Source organism: Lysobacter sp. Soil_C_59 (genome assembly GCF_057656415.1).
Genome location: NZ_JBDGKK010000001.1, coordinates 142,715 through 168,702 on the forward strand (window position 1 = coordinate 142,715; position 25,988 = coordinate 168,702).

Below are 25,988 nucleotides of genomic sequence, written 5' to 3' on the forward strand. Positions count from 1 at the left end.
CCTTGATGCGCGGCATTGGTGCAACGCGGACTGTTATTGGTACACGCCCAGCACCGACACGCCGGAGAACGCCTGCTCGCCCTGGACGCGCACATAGTAGGTGCCCGCCAGCGGATAGGTGTAGGCGATCGTCTCGGAGTTGCCGAACTTCGCCGCCTTGCGCTCGAACGCGGTGGGGGTCGGGGCGACGCCGCGTGACACGTACAGCGTCACGTCGCCGCTGCCGCCGAGGGTACGCAGGTTCAAGGTCTTCATACCCGCCGGCACGACGATCTCGTACATGAGGCCTTCGCCCGCGGACCCGACCTGGTTGCCCACCGCGACGCGATTGACCAGCAACGTGGTCAGATCGACCGGCACCGGCAGCGAACTGGCGGCAACGGCGGCGGTTGCATCGATGATGCCGGCGCCCATGAGCGTGTTGCTAGGCGGTGTCACCGGGAACGTGCGCGCGGTCTTGCGCAATACGTAGCGCACCTGCGCCGGATTCAGTGCCGGCTGGCCGCTGCCAACCGCGGCGGCCTGCATCAGTGCGACCACGGCGGCAACGTGCGGCGATGCCATCGACGTGCCAACCATGCCGACCAGCACTTCACCGTCGGTACCTGCGATTGGCGTCGTGGCACCCTTGTTGCCGAGCGACCAGATCACGCCATAGTCCGGAGCCACACCGTTGCTCTCGCCACCAGGCGCCGACACGGTCACGGTGGGACCGTAATTGGAGTACGACGTGCGGGCGCCGGTCTTGCCAGTGGCGCCCACCGTAATCACACCCGCGCAGCTGGCCGGGGAGTAGTAGGCGGCATCATCGTTGCTGTTGCCGGCGGCGACGACCACGGCCACGCCACGCGAGATCGCGCCGTCGATGGCCGATTGTTCGACCTGCGAGCAAGCGCCTGAACCGCCCAGGCTGAGGTTGAGCACTTCGGCCGGATCGTCGTTGATCGCCATGCCATCCACTGCGCCGCCGGAGGCCCAGGTGATCGCGTCGGCGATATCGGAAGTCCAGCCGCCACCCTTGCCAAGGACACGGATCGGCTGAACCTTGGCGTCGAATGCAACGCCGGCCAGGCCGAAGCCGTTGTTGGTGACGGCCGCTATGGTGCCGGCCACGTGCGTGCCGTGCCACGAGCTCGTCGGCCGGTTCGGCAGAATGAAATCGCCCGGATCATGCGCGTCGGCATCGCGGCCGTCGCCGTCGCCGGCCGTTTCCAGATCATCGATGAAGTCATAACCCGGCACGAGGTTGGCGTTGAGATCGCGGTGATCGAGGTAGCCGGTGTCGAGCACCGCCACCTTGATGCCAGCGCCACGCGAGCTGTCCCACGCCTTCGGCGCGCGGATGCCGCCGGCATTGTCGAGGTAATGCCATTGCAGGCTGTAGTTGCTGTCGTCCGGCGTGAAATCGAGCGCCTGCTTCCGGTAGTCCGGTTGGGCGAACGCCACCGCCGGATCGGCACGCAACTGTGCCAGCAGCGTGTCCGCCTCGACACGATCGAGCACGCGTGCCAGTTTGATCACGTCTGCGCCACCGGACATCCTGCGCAGATGCTTGATGCCCATCGCGGCACCATTGGCGCCGCGGACACCGGCGCGCGAAACCGCGCTGGTTATCGCATTCATCGCGGCCAGCTGACCGCGCGGTGCAGCGACGCCGTCCTTGTATTTGATGATGAAACGGTCATAGCCGGTTTCGACCACCGCAGCGGCCGGCAGCTTGGCGATGATGCGGCTGGCGCTCGCGCCCGTGGTGGCAGCGGTGGCGCCGCCGATGCTGGCGGCCATCGCGGCCATGATGGCGGTGCCAAGGACGCTGGCACCGATGATGCGGACTTGCTTGCTCATGGAATGTTTCCAGTGAATGAAATGCGAGGGGGATGCCGTGTCGATGCCTTGCTTACAGATCGATACCGAAGCCGACGCCCGCCGACTGGTCATCGCTGCTGAAGGCACCGCCCACCGAGAACGAGGCGCGCTCGCCGACGGATTTCGCGTAGCCCACTGACAGCGCGCTTTCGCCGTTCTGCCAACCGGCGCCGACCGCGACGCGGCCACGCGGACTGCGGCTGTTGGCCGCGTTGATGGCCATGTTCATCATGGCGCTGCCCATCGCACCCTGGCGATCGATACGCTCGTCCTGCTTGCCCAGGCGCAGGCCGATCTCGTCGCGCAGGCCGCTGAACTGGTCATCAAGTGCCTGCAGGCGGCCGTCGGTGTAGGCGTTGGCACGCGTCAACGTCTGCGTCGCGGTGATGTCGGTGTGGGCATTGGCAGAAGCCAGCGTGGCTTCGTCAGCTGCCTGCATCTGCTGCACGTTGGCAGCATCGGTCGCGGCAGTACCTGCGGCGACATTGACCACGCGACGCTCGTTGCCGGCGCTGCCGACCGAAACCGTGCCGGCCTGATCCGCCACCGAGCCGCGTCCCAGTGCAATGGAGTTCCCCGCCGTTACCGACGCGCCCTGGCCCAGCGCCGTGCCCGACGCGGCCGTGACGCTGCTGTCTGCACCGACCGCGACCGAGTTGGTCGCTGACGCGTCGATGATGCTGTTGCTGCCAACCGCGGTGCTGCCGTCGGCATTGACCACGGCGCCGTTGCCGAAGGCGGAGTCGCTGACGGCGGCTGCATGGCTGTCTTCGCCAATCGCAACGCCGTCACCGGTGCCGGCCGGCAGGCCCAGGCCAGGCGTCTGCTCGAGACCAGTCACGCGGCTGGTCAGGCGGGTCAGCGCGCCGTCTACGGCGGCGAACGCGTCGCCGACATTGCCGAAGTGGCTGCCACCGATGAAATACGATGGCGTCCCGAACGTACCGTTGCCGCCACCCAGCATCGCGGCGACCGTCGACAGCTGCTCATAGTTGACCGCATCCATCGCGGCCGTTCCGGCCTTGACGTTGCCGATGACCGTGCCTTCGCTGCCACCGAGGGTGATCGCATCCTTGCTGGCGGCATCGTCGTACTTCACCGCGCCAGCGCCAAGCTGGGCAACATCACCGCCGACGCCCGCAATCGCGGCACCGAGCTGGCCGACGTTGACTGCATCGGTGGCTTCGGTGCCGGCGGCGACGCCGGTGATCTGACGGGTCAGTCCGGTGGTCGAATTGCCGATCGCGACGCTGCCCAGACGATTGGTCTGCGAGCCCGCGCCCAGTGCCACCGAACCTTCGTGGGCGCTACGCGCACCGGCGCCCAGCGCAACCGAGTTCTTGTACTGGCCGAAGGCCTTGGTTCCCATCGCGAGGGCATTCTCGCCCCACACGGTCGACGCACCGATCGCGACGGCATTCTTGGCGTCCGGACTGGTGTACGCGCCCGCGCCGAATGCGGCGGAATTCTGGCCCCAGGCCTGGGTCAAACGAGGTTGGCCAAACAGGCTGGGGTGCGCCGTGCCGCCGATGGCGACCGAGCTGACGCCCGCGGCGTTGCTCGACTCGCCAATGGCCACGGCCATGGTGCCTGACGCCAGGCTGGTCGAACCGATGGCGATGGCGCGGCCGCCGGACGACTTCGCCATGTGCCCGAGCGCCATGCTGCCGTACCCGCCCGACGCGATGCTGCCGGGCCCCATCGCCATGTCGTAGTCGCCGGTGCTGGTGGACAGCGGGCCAACCGCGGTGCTCAGGTAGCCGCTGGAAACCGAATCGGCGCCAAGGGCGACGCTGCCGTAGTTGTTGGCCTGGGAGCCGCCGCCAATCGCCGTTGCAGCGGTGTCCAGCGCCTGGCTCTGGAAGCCGAGCGCGGTGCTGAAGTCGCCCAGCGCGCTGGTGCTGGTGCCCACTGACGTCGAGCCTGTTCCGAGCGCGAAGCTGCTGCCGCCGAAGGCGCTGGCGTGATCGCCCAACGCGGCGCTCTGGAAACCGAATGCGCTGGACTCGATGCCCGTCGCCGCGGCGAATGCGCCAGCGGCGATCGCGTTCTCGGCGGTCGCAATGGCCATGTCGCTGCCGTCGCCCACGCCCGCGGCCGCGAAGTAGTCGTTGGAATCGGCAAGGCTGCTGGCGGCCGCATCGGGCTGCGCCACACCGCAGGCGGTTGCGTCGGCAGCAGTGGCCGAACCAACCGGGTTGGCCCCGGCATCGTCACAGGACGTCTGGGCACCGGCGAACGCCGGAGTCAGTCCCAGTGCGAGCACAACGGCACTGGCCAGACGCGCTCCACGCGGGCGTCCAGCATTGGAATACAGGCTCATCTTCATTATCTCCAACGGCGCAAGGGCACTGTGGCCGCGCCGGATCTGCGGGTGCGAAAGGTGGTTGAGTGGGCGTGCGGCCCGGCTCCCCCCGGAGACGCACGATTGCAGCCTATGGCGCGCAATCCGGCATGGATTTGATTGCCGGTTCCATCGTTTGCCGATCCGTCTCCGGCGCGCGAATGCCCGGAATGGATCAAGGCCGATACCCGGGATTCGCCTGGCTTGACTGCTCCGCAGGGAAAATGCTTGAACAGGCGCGTGAACGCACGCGGGCCGACAAAGGCGTGCTGGAACGCAATCTTTGCGGCGAGCCAGTCGCCGCTGGCGCTACGCCGCTGCATACCCATACGGCTTGTCGGGTATTGTATGGAGGTACCTGCAGCGCCGGGCAAACTGCCAGCAAAGGCCTCTACAGTTCATGCTGAAGATCGATACGCACGCCCACTACCTGCCGCGCGACTGGCCCAACCTGGCGCGCAAGTACGGCGACGACCGCTTCCCGGTGATCCACCACACCGAGGACGGGCGTCATCGCATCTACAAGGACGGCAAGTTCTTCCGCGAGATCTGGTCCAAGACCTGGGACCCGCAGGAGCGCATCGACGACTACGCCCGTTTCGGCGTGCAGGTGCAGGTGATCAGCACCGTGCCGGTGATGTTCAGCTACTGGGCCAAGCCGCACCACGCGCTGGAACTGCACCAGGCGCTCAACGAGCACATGGCCCAGGCATGCCGCGATTATCCGCGACACTACGCCGGCATCGGCACGGTACCGCTGCAGTCCCCGCGCCTGGCGATACAGGAGCTGGAACGCTGCATGGACCAGCTCGGCCTGCAGGGCGTGCAGATCGGCAGCCACATCAACGACTGGAACCTGGACGCGCCGGAGCTGTTCGACTTCTTCCAGGCCGCCGGCGAACTCGGCGCGGCCATCCTCGTGCACCCGTGGGACATGATGGGCGCGGCGACGATGCCCAAATACTGGCTGCCCTGGCTGGTCGGCATGCCGGCCGAGCAGTCGCGCGCGGCCTGCTGCCTGGTGTTCGGCGGCGTGCTCGAGCGCATCCCCAACCTCAAGGTCTGCATGGCCCATGGCGGCGGCAGCTTCCCGTACACGATCGGCCGCATCGAGCACGGTTTCAACATGCGCCCGGACCTGGTCGCGACCGACAACCCGCGCAATCCTCGCGAATACCTCAGCCAGCTGTTCTTCGATTCCTGGGTCGCCGATCCGCGTGCGCTGCAGTACCTGCTCGACACCTGCGGCGTCGACCGGGTGATGCTCGGCACCGACTACCCGTTCCCGCTCGGCGAGCAGGAACCCGGTGCGGGCATCGCCGCGCTCACACTGACGGAAGCCGAACAGGCGCGGCTCTACCACGGCACGGCGCTGGAATGGCTGGGGCTGTCGAAGGCGCGGTTCGTGTGAGCAGCTTCAGCCCCACGCCCCCCACACCTCGTCATTCCCGCGAAGGCGGGAACCCGGTGTCGTAACTAACTTCAACGTCGCTGGGTCCCCGCCTGCGCGGGGATGACGGCGATGGATTACTTCAAGGTTCTTCCAAGTGACCACTCCGCAAGACCTCTACACCGACGCATACGCCCAGGCCCTCGACGCCGCCGACCCGCTGCGCGAGATGCGCGCGCAGTTCCTGATCCCGCAGCACGACGGCGCCGACCAGGCCTATTTCGTCGGCAACTCGCTGGGCCTGCAGCCACGCGGTGCGCGCCGTCATGTCGAGGAAGTCCTCGACAAGTGGGCGGCCGAAGCCGTCGAGGGCCACTTCACCGGCGATGCGCAGTGGATGGCCTACCACCAGCTGGTGCGCGAATCGCTGGCGCGCCTGGTCGGCGCCAAGCCCATCGAAGTGGTCGCGATGAACACGCTGACCGTCAACCTGCACCTGATGATGGTCAGCTTCTACCGGCCCACGCGCGAGCGTCCGGCGATCCTGATCGAGGCCGGTGCGTTTCCGTCCGACCGGCATGCCGTCGCCTCGCAGATCGGTTTCCACGGCTTCGATCCGGCCACCGATCTGATCGAGCTGGAAGCCGACGAAGCCGACGGCACCATTTCGATGGCCGCGATCGAACGCGCCATCGCCGAGCACGGCCCGCGCCTGGCGCTGGTGCTGTGGCCGGGCGTGCAGTACCGCACGGGTCAGGCGTTCGACCTGGCCGCGATCGCGCGCCTGGCGCATGCGCAGGGTGCGGTGTGCGGCTTCGACCTGGCCCATGGCGTCGGCAACCTCGAACTGGCGCTGCACGACAGCGGCGTCGATTTCGCCGTGTGGTGCCACTACAAGTACCTCAACAGCGGTCCCGGCGCGGTCGCTGGCTGCTTCGTCCACGAGCGCCACGCCAGCAGCGATCGTCCGCGCTTCGCCGGCTGGTGGGGTCACGAAGCCGATACGCGCTTCCGCATGGGCCCGCAGTTCGTACCCACGCCGGGCGCCGAAGGCTGGCAGCTCAGCAATCCGCCGATCCTCGGCCTGGCACCGCTGCGCGCATCGCTGGAGCTGTACGACCAGGCTGGCATGCATGCACTTCGCGCAAAATCGCTGCAGATCACCGGCTACCTCGAGGCGCTGATCCGCTTGCGCCTGGCCGACACCCTGCAGGTGGTCACGCCGTCGCAGCCCGAGCGCCGCGGCTGCCAGCTGTCGCTGCGCGTGGTCGGTGGCCGCGAGCGCGGCCGCGCGCTGTTCGAGTACCTGGCCAGCAACGGCGTGCTCGGCGACTGGCGCGAGCCCGACGTGATCCGCATTTCGCCCGCCCCGCTCTACAACCGCTACGCCGACGTGCTGCGCTTCGTACGCACCACCGAAGCCTGGCGCGACCTGGGCTGAGCCACCCACTTCATCGAGTCCTCTTCCGCGATTGGAAGGGGCAATCGCAGTACCCAAAGGTGACCCGTTTGAGCAACGACACTTCCAAGCACATCACCCTGATCGGAGCCGGCCTGGCCGGTGCCGTGCTCGCCACGCTGCTGGTGCAGCGCGGCTGGAGCGTGGACGTGTACGAAAAGCGCGGCGATCCGCGCCTCAAGGGCTACCTGGGTGGCCGCTCGATCAACCTCGCACTGGCCGAGCGTGGCCGCCACGCCTTGCGCCTGGCCGGCGCCGATGACGCGGTGATGCAGCACGCGGTGATGATGCGCGGGCGCATGGTCCACTTCCTCGATGGCCGCACCGACCTGCAGCGTTACGGTCGCGACGACAGCGAGGTGATCTGGTCGGTGCACCGTGGCGAGCTCAACGTGATCCTGCTCGACATCGCCGAGCGCGCCGGCGCCCGACTGCATTTCGACCGCGGCCTGGCGTCGGTCGATTTCGACGCCCGCATCGCCCGCTTCGCCGATCCGCGCGACGGCAGCACGCACGAAGTTCCGTTCGTCTCCCTGGTGGGCGCCGACGGCGCCGGCTCGGCGCTGCGCACCGCCATGGCGACGCAGGCCGAGCTGGGCGAGCGCACCGAGTTCCTTGGCCATTCCTACAAGGAACTGGAGATTCCGCCCTCGGCCGACGGCGGCTTCAGCATCGAACCCAATGCCCTGCACATCTGGCCGCGCGGCCGTTACATGTGCATCGCACTGCCCAACGACGAGCGCACCTTCACGGTGACGCTGTTCCTGCCCAACGAAGGTGATCCCAGCTTTGCCACGGTGCGCAATGGCGCCGAGGCACGCGCCTTGTTCGAGCGCGACTTCGCCGACGCGCTTGTGCTGATCCCGAACCTGGAACAGGACTTCGAGCGCAACCCGGCCGGCCTGCTGGCCACGCTCTACCTCGACCGCTGGCACCTGGACGACCGTGCCGTCCTGGTCGGCGACGCCGCGCATGCGATGGTACCGTTCCACGGCCAGGGCATGAACTGCGCGTTCGAGGACTGCGTTGCCCTTGCCGAACACCTGGACGCCAATTCCGATCGCGCCGCCGCATTCGCCGCCTTCCAGGCCGAACGCTTGCCCAACGCCCGCGCGATCCAGGCGATGGCGCTTGAGAATTACCTGGAGATGCGCGACCGCGTCGACAACGATGATTACCTGCTGCAGCGCGCCCTAGAGCGCGCGCTGGCCGAGCGCCATCCCGAGCGTTTCATGCCGCGCTATTCGATGGTCACCTTCCAGCGCATGCCGTACGCCACCGCATTTGAGCGCGGGCAGCTGCAACGCGAATTGCTTGTCGAACTGACACGCGGCCACCACTCGCTCGACACGCTGGACTGGGACCTCGTCGATGCGACGGTGCGTGAGCGGCTCGAAGTGCTCCCGGCCTGACCATGCCTGCCAGCTTCCTCTTCTACGACCTGGAAACCTTCGGCGCCGATCCGCGCACGTCGCGAATCGCCCAGTTCGCGGCGATCCGTACCGATGCCGATCTCAACCAGATCGACGAGCCGATCAGCTTCTTCGTCAAGCCAGCCGACGACCTGCTGCCCTCGCCGGGCGCGACGATGGTCACCGGCATCACGCCGCAGCACGCCATGCGCGAGGGCGTCAACGAGGCCGCCGCGTTCGCCCAGATCTTCGAGGAGATGGCGCGGCCGGAAACCTGCAGCCTGGGTTACAACTCGCTGCGTTTCGACGACGAGTTCGTCCGCTACGGCTTCTTCCGCAACTTCTTCGACGCCTACGAGCGTGAGTGGCGCGGCGGCAATTCGCGCTGGGACCTGCTCGACGTGTTGCGCCTCGCCCACGCCCTGCGTCCGGAAGGCCTGGTGTGGCCCAAACGCGAGGACGGCGCGACGTCGTTCCGCCTCGAGCACCTGGCCGAGGCCAACGGCGTGCGTGAAGGCGACGCGCACGAGGCGCTCTCCGACGTGCGCGCACTGATCGGCCTTGCCCGCAAGCTCAAGGCCGCGCAGCCGCGCCTGTGGGACTACGCGCTGAAGCTGCGCGACAAACGCTACGCGGCGAGCCTGATGGACGTGGTCGCGATGAATCCGCTGCTCAATGTATCCCAGCGATTCCCCGCCAGCCGTCTGTGCTCGGCAGCAGTGCTGCCCATCGCGCGACACCCGCACATCGACAGCCGCGTGATCGTGTTCGACCTGGCGCAGGATCCCGAACCGCTGCTGCAGCTCGATGCCGAGGCCATCGCCGCGCGTCTGTACACGCGCACGGCCGACCTGGCCGAAGGCGAAGAGCGGATCGCGCTGAAGGAAGTACACAGCAATCGCAGCCCGGCCCTGGTCGCCTGGGATCACCTGCGCGCACCGGACTTCGAACGCCTGCAGATCGACGCCGCCGAAGTGGAGCGACGCGCGGCGCGGATACGCGAAGCCGGCCCAGCGCTGGTGGAGAAGGTTCGCCAGGTGTTCGCGCGCGAGCGTGAGCGGGTAGCACCCGACCTGGATGCCTCGCTCTACGACGGCTTCATCGGCGACGGCGACAAGCGTCTGTTCGCACAGGTGCGCACGACTCCGCCCGAGGCTTTGGGCGAACGCGAGTTCGCATTCCGCGATGCGCGCCTGCCGGGCATCCTGTTCCGTTATCGCGCGCGCAACTGGCCGCAGACCCTGTCGGCCGAAGAGCGTGCGCGCTGGGACGAGTACCGACGCCAGCGTCTCTACACCGACACCGGACTGGCCGAGTACGGCTTTGACCGCTTTGGTGCCGAGATCGCCGAGCTGCGCACCGTCCACGCCGCCGCCCCCGACAAGCTGGCCCTGCTCGACCGCCTTGAAGCCTGGGGCGGTGACATCGCGGCCAGCCTGAACCCAGTCTCTGCGCCCCCCGTGTTCGAACACTTGCCATGAGCCTCTACTTCAGCGACGCCAGCTTCAAGTTCCTGCGCGGCCTTGCGCGCAACAACGACCGCGAATGGTTCCATGCGCACAAGGCCGACTACGACAGCCACGTGCGTGAGCCGTTCCAGCACTTGCTGAGCGACCTGCAGCCGGTCCTGGCCGGCGTCAGTACGCATTACCGGTCCGAGCCCAAGGGCGTGGGCGGGTCGCTGTTCCGCATCCACCGCGACACCCGGTTCGCCAACGACAAGACGCCGTACAAGAACTGGCAGGGCGCGCGCCTGTTCCACGAGCGCGGGCGCCAGGTGGAAGCGCCGTCGTTCTACCTGCACCTGCAACCCGGCAACTGCTTCATCGCATCGGGCATCTGGCATCCGCAGCCGGACAGCCTGCGCCGGGTGCGCCACTTCATCCTCGACAATCCGGGCAGCTGGAAGGCCGCCGCACACGCGACGAATTTCCGTCGCCGCTTCGACCTCGACGACAGCGAAGTGCTGACCCGCATGCCACGCGGGTTCCCCGACGACTTCGAATTCGCCGACGACCTCAAGCGCAAGAACTTCGTCGCACTGCGCGCCATCGAGGACGCCACGATGACCGGGCCGCGCCTGCTCAAGACGCTGGAGACCGACTTGCAGGGCCTGGCGCCCTTCACCGACTACCTGTGCGCGGCGCTGGACCTGGAGTTCTGAGCGAACACCGTCGTCCCGGCGAACGCCGGGACCCAGGCCGGGAGCCTGTCCGTGGCGCACCAGTCGCGAATCTGATGCGTTGACGGCCTGGGTCCCGGCGTTCGCCGGGACGACGGTGCGGTGCTTCATAATTCGCGATCGCCTCCGCAGGTCCGCCCCCTTGTCCCCCGCCGATTTCCGCCGCTACGCGCTGTTCTACCTGGGTTACTACGGCGCACTGGGCGCGTACACGCCCTACATCGGCCGCTGGGTGGTCGCCAATGGCCACGGCGGCTACGCAGTCGGCGCGATGCTGGCGCTGTGGTACGGCGGACGCATCATCGCGCCGCCCACCTGGGCGCGGATGAGTGCACGCAGCCCCAGCCCGGGGCACTGGCTGGTCGCCGGTTGCGTGCTGTCGCTGCTCGGCTTCGCCGCCTTTGCCGGATTCACGACCGGCGTGATGCTGTTCGCGACCATGGCCTGGTTCGGCCTGTTCTTCAACGCGGTGATGCCGCAGTTCGAAGCGATGACGCTGTCGGCGCTGGGCCAGCGCAATCACGACTACGGCCGCATCCGCATGTGGGGTTCGATCGGCTTCCTCATCGTCGCCGGCACTTACGGCTGGTTGCTCGACCGGCTCGGCAACGACGCCTTCGTCTGGCTGACCCTGCCCTGGTTGTTGTTGACCGTCGGCGCCTCCTGGCTGCACCGCGGCGACCGTCCCCTTCCAGCACTCGCCTCCGATGTTCCCCGGCAGGCGATATGGCGCCGCCCGGGCGTGCGCCGCCTGCTGCTGGTGGCGATGCTCATGCAGCTGGGCTTTGGTCCGTTCTACGTGTTCTTTACCCTGCACCTGCAGGCTCAGGGCCACGACGGCTTCGCCGTCGGCGTGCTCTGGGCCATTGGCGTGCTGTGCGAGATCCTGATGTTCTGGCAGGCGCCGCGGCTGGTGCAGCGATTCGGTGCGCAACGCCTGATGACAGCCTGCCTGGTCGCCACCGCGCTGCGCTGGGTCATGGTCGCCCTGCTCGGCGGTTCCTTCGCGTGGATGGCGCTGGCGCAGACCGGGCACGCGCTCAGTTTCGCCGCCTTCCATGCCGGCTGCATGCGGCGCATGGCCGAACTGTTCCCCGAGCGACGCGACATGGCCGCGGCACAGGGCATGCTCTATGGCTTCAGTGGCGGCATCGGCGGCGTCACCGGTGCCGGCATCGCCGCCGTGGGCTGGCAGCACGGCGGTGGTCACCTCGCCTTCCTGCTCGGCGCCGGTGTCGCGGTGATGGCCTTGCTGATGCACCTGGTGCCGGTGCGTGCCTTGCGCCCGCAAGCCGCAACCTGACCGTTCGGTTCCCGGCCCTGGCCGCCCAACCCTAGCCGCCCAGCGCGATCGCCAGCGCCACCAGCGCCGCGCCCCCGACCAGGAAGCACAGCCCGACCAGCCACGGCTTGCCGAGGGTGTAGCGCGACCAGGCATGGCCGGTGGCGAACAACAGCACCAGAAGGACCGCGTTGGAAGTGCGCAAGGCCAGGCGCGCATCGTCGATCAGCAGGAAGGGCACCGCGGCCGGCACGCTGCTCAGTACCACGAGCCAGAAGCTGGTGAAGGCCCCCAGATAGTCGGATCGGTGCAACGCCACGGATGCTTCCTGCCGGCTGCGCAGGCGGGCGGCAATTCGCGCGTACAGCGTCTGCCTGTCGCCTTCCGCCATCACCTCGCCAAGCAGCTCATCGAGCTCGCCTGCCACGACCGAACTGGCGGCGCGATCGTCGGGCGAGGCGCGAACCGCCCGACCCAGCCGCCGCTTCCTGCCCCGATCGAACAGCACGCCGACCAGGTACATCGCCGCATCGATGATGCCCCAGGCCAGGTTGCAGCCGATCAGCGCGATCAGCAGCTCGCGCGCGCCTTCGCGTCCTTCGTCCTCGATGATGATGCCGGCGCCCAGAGTGAAGGTCAGCGTCATGATCAGGCCGAACAACACTTCGGCCAGGCTCGTCGCCGGGTCGAGGTATCGGTGCATGAGCGAAGAATGGCGCTTGCTGCTCATTGCATGCATCCACGGCTGATGGTGGTGGTCGAGCTTGCAGAGCGAGAACTGCGGCGCGGCCCCTACGGACCGCACGCCCTTATACCAAGATCCGGATCAGCGTGATTTCACCATCGCGATCACCGCCCGGAGACCCCGGCGCCGGCGGCCGGCTGCAGCGGGATGCCAAAGTCGCCGCCCAGCGCAAGGTGCAGGTTTGCGCGCTGCGTGCGCCGTTCGGTGGCAACACGCATCAGGCCGATCCTGGCCGCATCCAGTGCCAGTTCGCGATCGAGTACGTCATGGCGGTCGGCCTTGCCGACACGTAATTGCGTGTGGGCGGCATCGAGCGCCTGCTGCAGGGCCTCGGCCTGGCGTGACAGCGAGCGCTCGCGCTGCTGCAGCAGGTTGTCTGCCGCGAGCGCGCTTTCGACCTCGGTGAAGGCAGTCAGGATGGTTCGCGCGTACTCCGCCGCCGCTTCGCGCTGCTGCTCGTCGCGGATCTCGACCTGGGTCTTGAGCCGACCGGCATCGAACAGCGGCCACAGCAGCTTTCCTCCCACCGGATAGACGGTGGAACCCAGGCCGTCCTTGAGCTGCAGGAACTCGGAGGTCAGGCGGCCGGCGCCGAGATTCAGCGCGACCCGCGGCAAGCGTGCCGCCTGCGCTTCCTCGCGACTGAAGAATGCCTGCTCGTAGCGCTTTCGAGCGGCAATCAGGTCCGGGCGTCGCTCCACCAGGTCCGAGGGCACGCCGGCGGGGACCGGTTCCAGTTCACCGGGCAGCGCCGACGGAACGGCAATCGATGCGGACGGATAACGTCCCACCAGCAACTCCAGCGCACGCAGCGCCTGCTGCCTGCCCTGCTCCGCCTGCAGTGCGGCATCTTCGCTGGTCTGTGCCTGCGCGCGGGCGACGGCAACGTCCTGCGCCGAGATCTTGCCGACCTGTTCGCGCCGCTCCATCAGCACGGTCTGCGCGCGTGCCGCATCGCGGAGCTGCATGGACAGTTCCGTCTGCCTTGTCGCCTCTATCGCAAGCAACCATGCGCGCGCGGTCATGGCCGCCAGCGACTGGCGGGCGTAGGCATAGTCGGCTTCGGCCGAGCGGTAGGCCGCTTCGCCCGCCTTCTTCTCCGCGCGTGCCCGACCCCACAGGTCGAGCTCCCAGTTGAGCACCACGCCATAGCCGTTGATGTCCAGGCCGTTGGCCGGCTGCAGCGAATCGGAGTACTTGCCGCCCAGGGTGACAGTGGGCTGCAGGTCCGCGCCGGCCAGGCTCATCTGCAGGCGAGCCTGTTCAAGGCGGCTACCTGCCGCGCGCAGGTCCGGGTTGTGCGCGAGCGCTTCCTCGATGAGCTGCTTGAGCTGCCCGTCGTCGGCGAAGCCGATCCATTGCGGGCGAAACGCGCTGGCCTGGGCCGCCGTGCTCCATGCCTTCGGCACGACCACGCCGCCCATGGCCTGCTCGTAGATGGTGTCCGCGTCGGGCGCGGTCAGATTGGCGCAACCGGTCGCGGCCGCTGCGAGTGCCACCAGCCATGCCGCACGGGTTCGAAAACGTTGACGATGCGTGGTCACGGCGATGGCCACGTCAATGCAACTTCAGGATCAGGTAGTTCGTCACCGAGTTCACCCGGAGGATCACCTTCCTGATCAGGTGGATGGGCTTGCCATGCGTCGTATAGATCGCGCCGATACCACGCGCGCCCATGGCCAGGAAGTTGCGCTCGGGATCGGTGATGCGCACCTTCACCGCATACTTCTGCGGCGGCGCCGCCGGCCCCGATTCGGCAGGCAGGTTGGGCAAGGTGCCGGAGGCCTGGAACTGGCCCTGCCCGGTCGCCCACACGATCGAATCGACTTCACCCTTGATGACCTTGCCCGGGAGCGTCGGCAAGGCGATCTCCACTTCGTCGCCGCGCTTCACGCGGGTCAGCTCGTTCTGGTTGTAGAACGCCACGACCTGCTGTTCGACTTCGACGAAGGTCATCACCGGACGCAGCGGCAGCGCGGCGGCGTACGAACCAGCGCGTACCTGCAGGTTGATTGCATAGCCATCAGCCGGCGCATAGACGATCGTCTGGGACAGCTCCCACTTGGCCTGCTCCAGCTGCGCGCGCGTGCTGGCCACCGACGACTGTTCGCCGCCGACGACCGCATCGAGCTCGGCCTGCACCTTCGCTTCGGCCGCCATGGCGGCACGGTGCGCCGGTTCAAGGCGGCGGACGTCGGCCTCGTAGGATTCAACGTCGTAGTGGGCTCCGGCGCCCTCTGCGGACAGCTGCTGCGACTGACGCAACCGCGTCCGCGCCAGATTGAGCTGCGCCAGCGCTGCCTGCGTGTTGTTGCGCGCCGCCAGCAGGTCCTGGTCGAGCTGGGCGACCGACGCCTCGGCCCCGACCAGCCTGGCCTCGAGCTCCTTCACGCGCAGCTGGAACGGCTCCGGGTCCAGCTTCAGGATCGGCGTGCCCTTCCGGTACAGGCGATTGCCTTCGATCGGAACCTCGATCACGCGCCCGGTTACGCGCGGCACGACTTCGATCGAGTAGTTCAGAACACGCACGTCGCTCGATGACGGCGCGACCACGTTGAGCGTCAGGATCGTGCCTGCCATGCCCGCCATCGCGATCACAACGACCGCGACCTGCGAATAGATATTCCACGGCAACCACTTGAACTTGATGAAGACCAGCCAGACCAGCAGGCTGTACAGCGCGAGTATCAGGATTTCCAAGGCGTTACCAGCTTCTGTGCGTGTGGAAGGGGCTGTGCGTCGCCTGGCATGGCAGGTGCCGGCCGGGCGTGGCAATCAGCCATGCAGCGTCGACGAATCGCGCTCGACCAGGACATCCAGGCGGCCTTGCAGCGCTTCGATCCGATGGCGCAGGAAGACGATTTCCTCCTCAACGGGCGTGTGCGTCAGGACGTTCGCTTCGACATGCGCGGACGGCTCCGGCATCGCAGGCGGCGCCGCGGGTTCGACGGCGGCAGTCGATGGCTCCAGACGGAAACGCAGTGGTTTCATGTAGGCCCACAGCATCGCCAGCGGCCACAACATGCCGCCGAACACCAGCGACATCAGGCACAACGCCTGGATCGCGTCCTTCTGTGGGTGATCGCGCGCCAGCGCGACGCGTTCGGGCCAGACATGCAGGATCCAGAACACGGTCAGCCCCAGGATCGGTGCCACCACGATGACGACCCAGACCATCACGTCCGCGATCTTGTCTTCCATCGATCCGGACGCGAGCGCCTGCCCCGAGTGCACCAGCAAGGCAGGCAGGACCAGCCGCAGCAACGTGGCTGGGCGCAATCGTGACCTGGCGTCACAAGGCATTTCGGGTCGTGTTTCCTTCACGCGGAATCCTCCAGGGCTGGCGACTGGCTGGCAGTCATGGAGACGGTCGCAGCGGCCCGCCAAGGGGGCTTTGCGGTGTCTCGTGTTGCTCGCTCGTCCCGTGTTCACTTCACGCGTACTTGCTTCATGCGTGCCTGCTTCACGGGTCCGCGCCGGACCTGTCGCTGCAGAAGCGGACGGTGCACGGCGCGCACAAGGTGACAGCCAAGACCTGTCGGCACAATGAGAAACGTCTCATTCGCCCTGCTTTCGCAGGCTTGAATGCCTTGTCGCGACATGTTTTGTCGTCGATCAAGGCATCGTTATGCTGTGACATCCGCATCGGAGATCGTCGCATGAAGAAATGGATCGCCTTGCCGCTACTGGCGCTGCTGCTCCTGCTGGCCTGGATCGCGGCAGGCCCTTTCATGACGATCAAGGCCATTCGCGAGGCGATCCAGGCACAGGACAGTGCCGCGTTGTCGCGCCATGTCGATTTCCCGCTGTTGCGCCAGAGCCTGCGCGCCCAGGTCGAAGACGCACTGGCACGACGCGCCGGCGCGCAGGTGCTGGACAGCCCGCTGGGCGGCCTTGCGCTGGGCCTGGCCAACCAGGCCGCCGGCGGCATGGTCGACGCCATCGCCACGCCCGCCGGCATCGGCGCGATCCTCGAAGGCCGCGGACTGCTGCACCGCATCAGCGGCGGCGGCATCAGCAAGGACGACGCCTACGCGCATCAGCCGCCGCCCGATCCGCTGCGCGAGGCTCGCTACCGCTTCGAATCACCCTCCCGATTCACCGCCACGGTGCTGACCGCCGATGGCGCGCCGGTCGTGTTCGTCCTGTTACGTCAGGGATTGGACTGGAAACTCGCCGATATCCGGCTGCCGCCAGCGACGTCGGCGCAACGATCCGACTAACGGTCGCGCCCCCCCACGTGATTCACTCTGCCCTAACCTGCATCGGCTCACCGTCCCGCTCGGACGCAGCACGCGTCCGCCACCCCTTCGCGCGAGGTGAGGACATGACACGATTAACCGTGCTCGCCATGATCGCCCTGCTTCCGGCAGTGGGCGTCCATGCAGAGAACAAGCAGATCAAGGCAGTGCTGGCAGGCACGCAGGAAGTGCCGGCGATCTCCACGGATGGCCGTGGCAGCTTCCGCGCCCGCATCAGCAACGACGGCGACGCGATCCATTACGAGCTTGCCTACGACCGGCTCGAAGGCGCAGTGACGCAGGCGCACATCCATATCGGCCAGAAGAGCGTCAATGGAGGCATCGCCGCATTCCTGTGCTCGAACCTCGGCAACGGCCCCGCAGGCACCCAGGCCTGTCCGGCACCGCCGGCACGGATCACCGGCGTGATCACCGCGGCGAACGTCATCGGTCCGGGTGCGCAGGGCGTGGCTGCCGGTGAACTGGATGAAGTGATCGAAGCGCTGCGCGATGGCGTTGCCTACGCCAACGTGCACAGCACCTTATGGCCCGGCGGCGAGATACGCAGCCAGCTCGGGCACGATCACGACCACGACCACGACGACTGAACGCTTCGACCTGCCCGGGGCGGGTCGGGTCGGCTTAGCGATTTGCGATGCCATGGGGCACATGCCCCGCGGCCACGTGATCGCGCGCCGAGACGATGTTGTGCTCGGAGTCGTCGAAGAAGATGTCGGCCCCGAACGCTTCCAGGAACGGCCCCTTCGCGCGCCCGCCCAGGAACAGCGCCTCGTCCAGGCGGATACCCCAGTCGCGCAGCGTGCGGATAACCCGTTCATGCGCGGGCACCGAGCGCGCGGTGACCAGGGCGGTCCGGATCGGCGCGTTCTGGCCGGTCGGAAAGGCTTCCTGCAGCCGGTGCAGGGCATCCAGGAAGCCACGGAAGGGCCCACCCGACAACGGTTCGCCCGCATGGCTGCGCTCGTGCTCGGCGAATGCGGCCAAGCCGCCCTCGCGCGAGACCCGCTCGCCCTCGTCGTCGAAGATCACCGCGTCGCCGTCGAACGCGATGCGCAGCTGGTCATGACGTTGTTGCGGCGCGCGTGACGGCAGCAGGGTCGCGGCGGCGACGCCGGCCACCAGCGCGTTGCGCACGTCCTCGGCGTTGGCCGACAGGAACAGGTCGGCACCAAACGGACGGATATACGGGAACGGCGGCGCGCCATTGCTGAAGGCCGCGCGCTTGATCGAAAGCCCGTGGTGGGCGATCGAGTTGAAGATGCGCAGGCCGCTGTCGGCCGAATTGCGCGAGATCAGGATCACCTCGACCCGCGGCGCCTCCGGCGGCGCACCCTCGTTGAGCGCGAGCAGCTTGCGCACCAGCGGGAAGGCCACGCCCGGGGCGAGCAGATCGTCCTCGTGGGCACGCTGGAAGTCGGCATAGGCGTCGATGCCTTCGCGCTCGAACAGCGCGTGGCTGTCTTCCATGTCGAACAGGGTGCGCGAGGAAATCGCGACTATCAGGGGATCGGCGTCACGGTCGGGCATGGCGCCATTATGCCGCAGGCCAGTCTCGCCCACTGCGACGGCAACTGGCAGTCCCGCGGCAAGGGCTGGGCCGCTCCGGTCAGCCGCTGGTGAACTGCTCGGCCAGCATCCGTTCTTCCAGGTTGTGCTCCGGGTCGAACAGCAGGGTCACGGTGCGATCGTGCGACTCGCGGATGGTGACCTCGACCACGTCGCGCACCTCGTGCGAGTCGGCGGTGGCGCTGACCGGGCGCTTGTACGGGTCCAGGACGCGGAAGCGGACCTCGGTGTCGGCCTTGAGCACCGCGCCGCGCCAGCGGCGCGGGCGGAATGCTGCGATCGGGGTCAGTGCCACGACATTCGCACCCAACGGCAGGATCGGCCCGTGCGCGGAAAAATTGTATGCGGTGCTGCCGGCCGAGGTCGCCACCAGCACGCCGTCGCAGATCAGCTCGTCCAGGCGGGTTTCGCCGTTGAGGTCGATGCGCAGGTGCGCGGCCTGGCGGGTCTGGCGCAGCAACGACACTTCGTTGTAGGCCAGCGAACCGACGGTCGCGCCGGATTCAGTCTGCGCGACCATTTCCAGCGGACGCAACACCGCCGGCTCTGCCGCGTGCAGCCGCCCGAGCAGGCCATCGCCGCCATGGTGGTTCATCAGGAAGCCCACGGTGCCCAGCTTCATCCCGTAGACGGGCCGGCCAAGGCTGCCGTGGCGGTGCAGCGTCGACAGCATGAAGCCGTCGCCACCGAGCGCCACGATGACGTCGGCGTCGGCAGGTTCGTGCTGGCCGTGTCGTGCAACCAGCTCGGCCAGTGCGCGCTGTGCCTCTTCGGCGGTACTGGCGAGGAAGGCGATGCGTTGCGTCGCGGTCATCGGCTGCTCCGGTGGATGGGATCAGCATAACCCGGTGCAGATTGAAACCGGTGGATCAGAAAGAAAAAGCCCCGGGCATGCCGGGGCTCCTTCCTGCTTTTGCCGGGGCTTGTTACGCCCCCGATGCAGCCACCTGCGCCAGGCGACGCACCGCCACCGACAGCGTCGGGTAGTCGAGCGCCTTCTGGTTGAGCAGGTCGGCGAACATCGCCTGGGTGAAGCGCAGCGATGCATCGTCACGCTTGAGCCAGGCTTCGACCTTGGCTTCAGCCGGTTTCTTTCCGCCGTCGGCGAGGATCTGCGAGACCAGCGTGCGTGCCTGCGTCGCCAGCTCGTCACGCAACGCGCCACGGGCCAGCGCCTGCCAGCGACCGTCGACCGGCAGCTGTTCGACCTGCTCGTACAGCCACGGCAGGTGCAGCGCCGCACCCAGCGAGAAGTAGGCACGCGCCACTTCCACCGCCGGCATCTTGCGCGCCAGCGATATCTCGACGATGTCGCAACCGAACTCGAGCAGCGGCAGCACGGCCAGCTGTTCGGCCAGTGCCGCCGGCAGGCCCTTGCCCTGCCACTCGGCCACGCGCGCGGCGTAGGTCTCGCGACGGACATCCGAGAGCACGCCCGGCACCGCGTTGCGCACGGCGTTGATGCCGTCGCCGTAACGCGCCATCGCAGCCGCGATCTCCGGCATCTTGCCCGGACGCGACAGCAGCCAGCGCGACATCGAGCGCAGCAGGTGCCAGATCACCTGCAGGGCGTCGACCTGCACGCTCTCGGGGACCTTGCCGTCGAGCGCGTCGATCTGCGCCCACAGGCCACGTGCATCGACCGCTTCGCGGGCGATGGTGTAGGCCTCGGCGACTTCGGCCGGGCTGCGCCCGGTGTCCTCGGTCATGCGCAGGGTGAACGTCGCGCCCATGCGGTTGACCATCGAGTTGGTCACCGCGGTGGCGATGATCTCGCGCTTCAGGCGGTGGTTCTCCATGGCCTTGGCGTACTTGGCCTGCAGCGGCTGCGGGAAGTAGCGCACCAGCTCCTTGGACAGGTACGTGTCTTCCGGCACGTCGGACTCGAGCAATTGCTGGAACAGCACGATCTTCGAGTACGACAGCAGCACCGCCAGTTCCGGACGGGTCAGGCCCTGGCCGCGCGCCTTGCGCTCGGCGATCTCGGCGTCGGAGGGCAGGAACTCGATCTGGCGATCGAGCAGGCCCTGCGACTCCAGCGTGTGGATGAAGTGCTGCTTGGATCCCAGGCGATGCACGCTCATCCGCTCCATCAGGCTCAGCGCCTGGTTCTGGCGGTAGTTGTCGTTGAGCACCAGCTGGCCGACTTCGTCGGTCATCTGCGCCAGCAACTTGTTGCGATCCGGCACCGTCAGCTTCTTCTTCTGCACTTCGCCGTTGAGCAGGATCTTGATGTTCACCTCATGGTCGGAGGTGTCCACGCCGGCGGAGTTGTCGATGAAGTCGGTGTTGAGCAGCACGTTGTGCTGCGCTGCCTCGATGCGGCCGAGCTGGGTCATGCCCAGGTTGCCGCCCTCGCCCACCACCTTGCAGCGCAGGTCGCGACCGTTCACGCGCAGGGCGTTGTTGGCGCGGTCGCCGACGTCGGCGTTGCTCTCGCTGCTGGCCTTGACGTAAGTGCCGATGCCGCCGTTCCACAGCAGGTCGACCGGCGCCTTGAGGATGGCGCTGAGCAGTTCCACCGGGCTCATCGCGGTCACGCCGTTGTCGATGCCCAGCACGGCCTTGATCTCCGGCGACAGCGGGATCGACTTGGCCGAGCGCGGGAACACGCCGCCGCCCTTGCTGATCAGCGACTTGTCGTAGTCGTCCCAGCTCGAACGCGGCAGCTTGAACATGCGCTGGCGTTCCTTGAACGTCACCGCCGCATCGGGGTTCGGGTCGAGGAAGATGTGGCGGTGGTCGAATGCGGCCAGCAGGCGGATGTGCTTGCTCAGCAGCATGCCGTTGCCGAACACGTCGCCGGACATGTCGCCGACGCCGACGACGGTGAAGTCCGCCTTCTGGCTGTCGCGGCCCATGGCGCGGAAGTGGCGCTTGACCGACTCCCATGCACCGCGGGCGGTGATGCCCATGCCCTTGTGGTCGTAACCGACCGAGCCGCCCGAGGCGAACGCATCGTCAAGCCAGAAACCGTGCGCGCGGGCGATGGCGTTGGCGATGTCGGAGAAAGTCGCGGTGCCCTTGTCGGCGGCCACGACCAGGTACGGATCATCGCCGTCATGACGCACCACGTTCGACGGCGGCACGACCTTGCCCTCGACCAGGTTGTCGGTGATGTCGAGCAGGCCGTTGATGAAGCGCTGGTAGCAGGCCACGCCCTCGTTGAACCAGGCATCGCGGTCGACAGCGGGATCAGGCAGCTGCTTGGCGAAGAAGCCGCCCTTGGAGCCGACCGGCACGATCACCGTGTTCTTCACCATCTGCGCCTTGACCAGGCCCAGCACCTCGGTGCGGAAGTCCTCGCGACGATCCGACCAGCGCAGGCCGCCACGGGCGACCGGGCCGAAGCGCAGGTGCACACCTTCCACGCGCGGGCCGTAGACGAAGATCTCGCGGTACGGACGCGGCTTGGGCAGGTCCGGCACCTTGCTGGAGTCGAACTTGAAACTGATGTAGTCGGTCGGGCCGCCGTCGGCACGCAGGCCGTTCTTGTACTGGATGTAGTAGCTGGTGCGCAGGGTCGCGTCGATCACGCCGATGAAGCTGCGCAGGATGCGGTCTTCGTCGAGGCTGGCGACGCGGTCGAGCAGGCCCTTGATCGCGCTGCGGGTCGCTTCGACCTGTGCCTCACGCTTGCCGGCGCGAGCATCGATGGCCGGCTTGAGCACGGCCAGCGCGGCCTCGTCGCCATTGGCCAGGGTCTTGAGCTGGGCGGCGAACTTCTCCATGCCGGCCTTGATCTCGGCCTTGCTCTCGTTGCCGGTGATCGGATCGAACTTGGCTTCGAACAGCTCCACCAGCAGGCGTGCCAGCAGCGGATAGCGGTTGAGCGTGGCTTCGACATACGGCTGCGAGAACGGCACGCCGACCTGCATCAGGTACTTGGTGTAGCCGCGCAGCATCGACACCTGGCGCCAGGACAGGTTGGCGGTGAGGATCAGGCGGTTGAAGCCATCGTTCTCGGCGTTGCCGCGCCAGATCTGGCCGAAGGCATCTTCGAAGTTGGCGTCCAGGTTGGAGATGTCGAGGTTGGCGTCGGCGATCTCGACCTCGAAGTCCTGGATGAACATGGTCTTGGTGCCGGTGACCAGGCGGTACGGGTGCTCGGAGATCACCCGCAGGCCCATGTTCTCCATCATCGGCAGCGCATCCGACAGCGGGATGTCGTCGTGCTCGCGGTAGAACTTGAAGCGCAGGCCACCGACACCGCGGTGGGCGCGGTACAGGCTCAGGCGCAGGTCGTCCGGACCGCTCAGCGCAGCGAGGTGATCGACGTCGTCGGCGGCAACTGCGGCGCTGACTTCCTCGATGTAGCCGGTCGGAAGCGCACGGCCGATGCTGTTGGTCAGCGCCAGGCCGCGCTCTTCACCGTGGCGATCGATCAGCTGTTCGCGCAGGTCGTCCTGCCAGTTGCGCACGATCTTCGACAGCTCGGCGTCGATGTGCGCCGCCTCGGCCGCGGAAATGTCCTCACGTGCGGTTTCGCCGCTCTTCGGGCGCACGATCAGGTGCACCTGCGCCAGCGGCGACTCGCCGCCCAGCGTGACCGAGGAATCGACGTGCTCGCCGTGCAGCTCGCGCTTGAGCATCGCCTCGATGCGCAGGCGCATGTCGGTGTTGAAGCGGTCGCGCGGGATGTAGACCAGCACCGAGAAATAACGACCGTAGCGGTCGCGGCGCAGGAACAGCTTGCTGCGCACGCGCTCCTGCAGGCCGAGGATGCCGGTCGCGGTGCGCAGCAGCTCTTCCTCGTTGGACTGGAACAGCTCGTCGCGCGGCAGGCTCTCGAGGATGTGGCGCAGCGCCTTGCCGCTGTGGCTGTCGGGCGCCAGGCCGGACTTTTCCATCACGTAGTTGTGGCGCTGGCGCACCAGCGGGATGTCCCACGGGCGGCGGTTGTAAGCGCTGGAGGTGTACAGGCCGAGGAAGCGCTCCTCGCGCACCGGCTGGCCCTTGGCGTCGAAGCTGAGGATGCCGATGTAGTCCATGTAGCCCGGGCGATGGACGGTGGCGCGGGCATTGGTCTTGGTCAGGATCAGCGCATCGACCGAGCCGGACTGCGGCATGTAATGCGCCGCCAGCGAGGTCAGCAGGCGCGGCTTGCCGACATCCTGGCCGCGCAGCAGGCCCATGCCGCTGGCCTTGTCGGCCGCGAGCACCTGCTGGCCGCCCTTGTCGACCACGTCGTACTCGCGGAAGCCGAGGAAGGTGAAGTGGTTGTCGGCGGCCCAGCGCAGGAACTCCTGCGCTTCGTGCTTGCCGGCATCGCTGACCGGCAGCTTGCGCGAGCCCAGGTCCTCGGCGATCTCGACCATCTTCTGCTTCATCTGCGGCCAGTCGCGCACCGAGGCGCGGACGTCGGCCAGCACCGCTTCCAGCGCCTGCCTGATCTTCGGCATCGCCTCCTGCGGCTGGCGGTCGATCTCCAGGTGCATCAGCGATTCGGACACGCCTTCGCCGACGGCAACCAGCTTGCCGGCCTTGTCGCGGCGGAAGGTCACCACCGGGTGCCCCAGCACGTGCACGCCGATGCCCTGCTCGGCCAGCGCCATGGTCACCGAGTCGACCAGGAACGGCATGTCGTCATTGGCGATCTGGACGACGGTGTGGGTCGATTCCCAGCCTTCGTTCTTGATGGTCGGGTTGAACAATTGCACCAGCGCCGAGCCCGGCTTGCGCGCACGCGCGAAGTCGAGGAAGTCGGTGGCCAGCTCGGCCCAGCCTTCGGCGCTGTGCTGCGGCAGCTCATCGCTGCTCATGCGCTTGTAGAAGGCGTTGATGAACGCCTCTGTCTCGGCATGGCGCGCCTTCGGCAGGCGCTTGCGCATGGCGGCGAGGATGGGTTCGAGCGAGACGGTGTCGTTCTTCTCGATCGCCGTGGCGTCCTTCGATGACGCCTTGGACGGCGCCTTCGATTTCGTCGACGGGGCCTTGGCGGCGGGCTTGGCAGCAACGTTGCGTTTGATGCTCATGGGAACTGAAGGTCCAATGGAAAGAGGCCCACGCTATTCGCGCGGGCCAGGGGATACGGTTCAGTACGGACTGTTTGCGGACGCGACTTGGCGCGGCGCGAGCAGTGGGCGCGATGCGTCCGGGACGGCGTCGCGTGCGCCGCCTCCGGGCTTGCGGAGGCGGGCAATTGTCAGCAGGCCGCCACCGCGGTCTACAGGACAGGCGGTAGGGCGTGACGATCCGAAACGTTTCATGACGTGGCTCGCTACTGCTTTTGGATCACTACAACTCGCGCGACACATACAGGATGCATCGCTCGTGGCCGATTGCTACGGCCGGCCTCAGCGCAGGCCGGTCTCGTTGCGGGCGATCACCAGGCGCTGGATCTCGCTGGTGCCTTCGTAGATCTCGGTGATCTTGGCATCGCGGAAGTACCGCTCCAGCGGCATCTCCTTGGAATAGCCCATGCCGCCGTGGATCTGCACGGCCTGGTGGGTGATCCACATCGCCGCTTCCGAAGCGGTGAGCTTGGCGATCGCCGCCTCGTTGCTGAAGCGTGCGCCGCCCTGCTCGTGCTGGCCCTTCTGCCATGCCGCGCGCAGCGTCAGCAGCGTGGCCGCGTCGAGCTTGCACTTCATGTCGGCGATCTTGGCCTGGGTCATCTGGAAGGTGCCGATCGGGGCGCCGAACGCCTTGCGCTCGCGCACATACTCCAGGGTCTTCTCGTAGGCGGCACGGGCGATGCCGATGGCCTGGCTGGCAATGCCGATGCGACCGGCGTCGAGCACGCTCATGGCGATCTTGAAGCCATGGCCTTCGTCACCGAGCACGTCTTCGGCCTGTGCGACGTAGTTTTCGAACTCGATCTCGCACGTGGCCGAAGCGCGGATGCCCAGCTTGGGCTCGGTCTTGCCGCGCAGGAAGCCGGGCTTGGCGGTGTCGATCATGAAGGCGGTGATGCCACGCGCTCCCTTGTCCGGCTCGGTCATCGCGAACAGCACGATGTACTTGGCGACCGGACCGGAGGTGATCCAGCTCTTCTTGCCGTTGATGACGAAGGTGCCGTCGGCCTGCTTGGTGGCCTTGCAGCGCATCGCGGTGGCATCGGAACCCGACTGCGGCTCGGTCAGCGCGAAGGCGCCGATCTCGCGGCCTTCGGCAATGGCGCGCACGTACAGCTGCTTCTGCTCTTCGGTACCGAACTTGAGGATGCCGTTGCAGAACAGCGAGTTGTTGACGGAGACAATCGTCGAGTGGGCCGCGTCGCCGGCAGCGATCTCGATCATCGCCAGCACGTAGCTGATCGGGTCCATTCCGGCGCCGCCGTACTCGGCCGGCACCTCGATGCCCATCAGGCCGTTTTCGCCGAGGGTGCGGATGTTGGCCAGCGGGAACTCGCCGGTCTGGTCGTGGTGCTCTGCGCTGGGAGCAATCTTTTCCTGGGCGATGCGGCGGGCCACATCCTGGATCATCAACTGCTCTTCAGTGAAGCGAAAATCCACGTCGGATACCTCGGGGCGTCAAG

Annotated in this window: 18 protein-coding genes; 8 read left to right on the forward strand and 10 right to left on the reverse strand. The window is 67.2% G+C overall.

Annotated features, from left to right (window positions below; all coding sequences use genetic code 11):
- Positions 1–33 precede the first annotated feature (33 nt).
- Both AC3A3Q_RS00655 and AC3A3Q_RS00660 read right to left on the reverse strand, forming a co-directional pair.
- Positions 34–1,845, reverse strand: a complete 1,812-nt coding sequence (locus AC3A3Q_RS00655; protein ID WP_487584427.1) for a S8 family peptidase — start codon at positions 1,843–1,845, stop codon at positions 34–36.
- A 52-nt stretch (positions 1,846–1,897) separates the two neighbouring features.
- On the reverse strand, positions 1,898–4,189 hold the full coding sequence (locus AC3A3Q_RS00660) for a YadA family autotransporter adhesin (protein ID WP_487584428.1): 2,292 nt from the start codon (positions 4,187–4,189) through the stop codon (positions 1,898–1,900).
- A 421-nt stretch (positions 4,190–4,610) separates the two neighbouring features.
- Between AC3A3Q_RS00660 and AC3A3Q_RS00665 the strand changes: the two genes are divergently transcribed.
- From AC3A3Q_RS00665 to AC3A3Q_RS00690, 6 genes are all read left to right on the forward strand, one after another.
- Complete coding sequence (locus tag AC3A3Q_RS00665) at positions 4,611–5,621, forward strand: amidohydrolase family protein (protein WP_200605060.1); 1,011 nt, start codon at positions 4,611–4,613, stop codon at positions 5,619–5,621.
- A gap of 136 nt (positions 5,622–5,757) precedes the next feature.
- Positions 5,758–7,041, forward strand: coding sequence for a kynureninase (kynU, locus tag AC3A3Q_RS00670; RefSeq protein WP_487584429.1), 1,284 nt, complete (start codon positions 5,758–5,760; stop codon positions 7,039–7,041).
- A 68-nt stretch (positions 7,042–7,109) separates the two neighbouring features.
- Positions 7,110–8,471: an FAD-dependent oxidoreductase gene (locus AC3A3Q_RS00675; protein WP_487584430.1), complete on the forward strand. Its 1,362-nt coding sequence runs from the start codon at positions 7,110–7,112 to the stop codon at positions 8,469–8,471.
- A 2-nt stretch (positions 8,472–8,473) separates the two neighbouring features.
- Positions 8,474–9,952, forward strand: a complete 1,479-nt coding sequence (sbcB, locus tag AC3A3Q_RS00680; RefSeq protein WP_487584431.1) for an exodeoxyribonuclease I — start codon at positions 8,474–8,476, stop codon at positions 9,950–9,952.
- On the forward strand, positions 9,949–10,635 hold the full coding sequence (locus AC3A3Q_RS00685; RefSeq protein ID WP_487584432.1) for a DUF2461 domain-containing protein: 687 nt from the start codon (positions 9,949–9,951) through the stop codon (positions 10,633–10,635). Before sbcB ends, AC3A3Q_RS00685 begins: the two co-directional genes overlap by 4 nt.
- A gap of 160 nt (positions 10,636–10,795) precedes the next feature.
- Positions 10,796–11,956, forward strand: coding sequence for an MFS transporter (locus tag AC3A3Q_RS00690; RefSeq protein ID WP_487584433.1), 1,161 nt, complete (start codon positions 10,796–10,798; stop codon positions 11,954–11,956).
- A 31-nt stretch (positions 11,957–11,987) separates the two neighbouring features.
- On the opposite strand, the gene AC3A3Q_RS00695 is transcribed toward AC3A3Q_RS00690, so the two are convergent.
- From AC3A3Q_RS00695 to AC3A3Q_RS00710, 4 genes are all read right to left on the reverse strand, one after another.
- Complete coding sequence (locus tag AC3A3Q_RS00695) at positions 11,988–12,665, reverse strand: VIT1/CCC1 transporter family protein (RefSeq protein WP_487584434.1); 678 nt, start codon at positions 12,663–12,665, stop codon at positions 11,988–11,990.
- A gap of 119 nt (positions 12,666–12,784) precedes the next feature.
- Positions 12,785–14,179 carry an efflux transporter outer membrane subunit gene (locus AC3A3Q_RS00700; RefSeq protein ID WP_487584435.1) on the reverse strand — a complete coding sequence of 465 codons (1,395 nt, stop codon included), beginning with the start codon at positions 14,177–14,179 and terminating at the stop codon, positions 12,785–12,787.
- 58 nt (positions 14,180–14,237) lie between these two features.
- Complete coding sequence (locus tag AC3A3Q_RS00705) at positions 14,238–15,380, reverse strand: HlyD family secretion protein (protein WP_487584436.1); 1,143 nt, start codon at positions 15,378–15,380, stop codon at positions 14,238–14,240.
- A gap of 75 nt (positions 15,381–15,455) precedes the next feature.
- Positions 15,456–15,881: a DUF3302 domain-containing protein gene (locus tag AC3A3Q_RS00710; RefSeq protein WP_487584437.1), complete on the reverse strand. Its 426-nt coding sequence runs from the start codon at positions 15,879–15,881 to the stop codon at positions 15,456–15,458.
- A gap of 320 nt (positions 15,882–16,201) precedes the next feature.
- Between AC3A3Q_RS00710 and AC3A3Q_RS00715 the strand changes: the two genes are divergently transcribed.
- Together AC3A3Q_RS00715 and AC3A3Q_RS00720 are read left to right on the forward strand one after the other, a co-directional pair.
- On the forward strand, positions 16,202–16,903 hold the full coding sequence (locus tag AC3A3Q_RS00715) for a DUF2939 domain-containing protein (protein ID WP_487584438.1): 702 nt from the start codon (positions 16,202–16,204) through the stop codon (positions 16,901–16,903).
- A gap of 104 nt (positions 16,904–17,007) precedes the next feature.
- Positions 17,008–17,529, forward strand: a complete 522-nt coding sequence (locus AC3A3Q_RS00720) for a CHRD domain-containing protein (protein WP_487584439.1) — start codon at positions 17,008–17,010, stop codon at positions 17,527–17,529.
- A 34-nt stretch (positions 17,530–17,563) separates the two neighbouring features.
- On the opposite strand, the gene AC3A3Q_RS00725 is transcribed toward AC3A3Q_RS00720, so the two are convergent.
- From AC3A3Q_RS00725 to AC3A3Q_RS00740, 4 genes are all read right to left on the reverse strand, one after another.
- Positions 17,564–18,469 (reverse strand): 5'-nucleotidase, encoded by a 906-nt coding sequence (locus tag AC3A3Q_RS00725; RefSeq protein WP_487584440.1) that lies wholly within the window; start codon positions 18,467–18,469, stop codon positions 17,564–17,566.
- Positions 18,470–18,548: 79 nt separating this feature from the next.
- Positions 18,549–19,322, reverse strand: a complete 774-nt coding sequence (locus tag AC3A3Q_RS00730; RefSeq protein WP_487584441.1) for an NAD kinase — start codon at positions 19,320–19,322, stop codon at positions 18,549–18,551.
- A 112-nt stretch (positions 19,323–19,434) separates the two neighbouring features.
- A complete protein-coding gene (locus AC3A3Q_RS00735; protein ID WP_487584442.1) occupies positions 19,435–24,483 on the reverse strand; it encodes an NAD-glutamate dehydrogenase in 5,049 nt (1,682 codons plus the stop codon).
- A 321-nt stretch (positions 24,484–24,804) separates the two neighbouring features.
- Positions 24,805–25,965 carry an acyl-CoA dehydrogenase family protein gene (locus AC3A3Q_RS00740; RefSeq protein WP_487584443.1) on the reverse strand — a complete coding sequence of 387 codons (1,161 nt, stop codon included), beginning with the start codon at positions 25,963–25,965 and terminating at the stop codon, positions 24,805–24,807.
- Positions 25,966–25,988 lie beyond the last annotated feature (23 nt).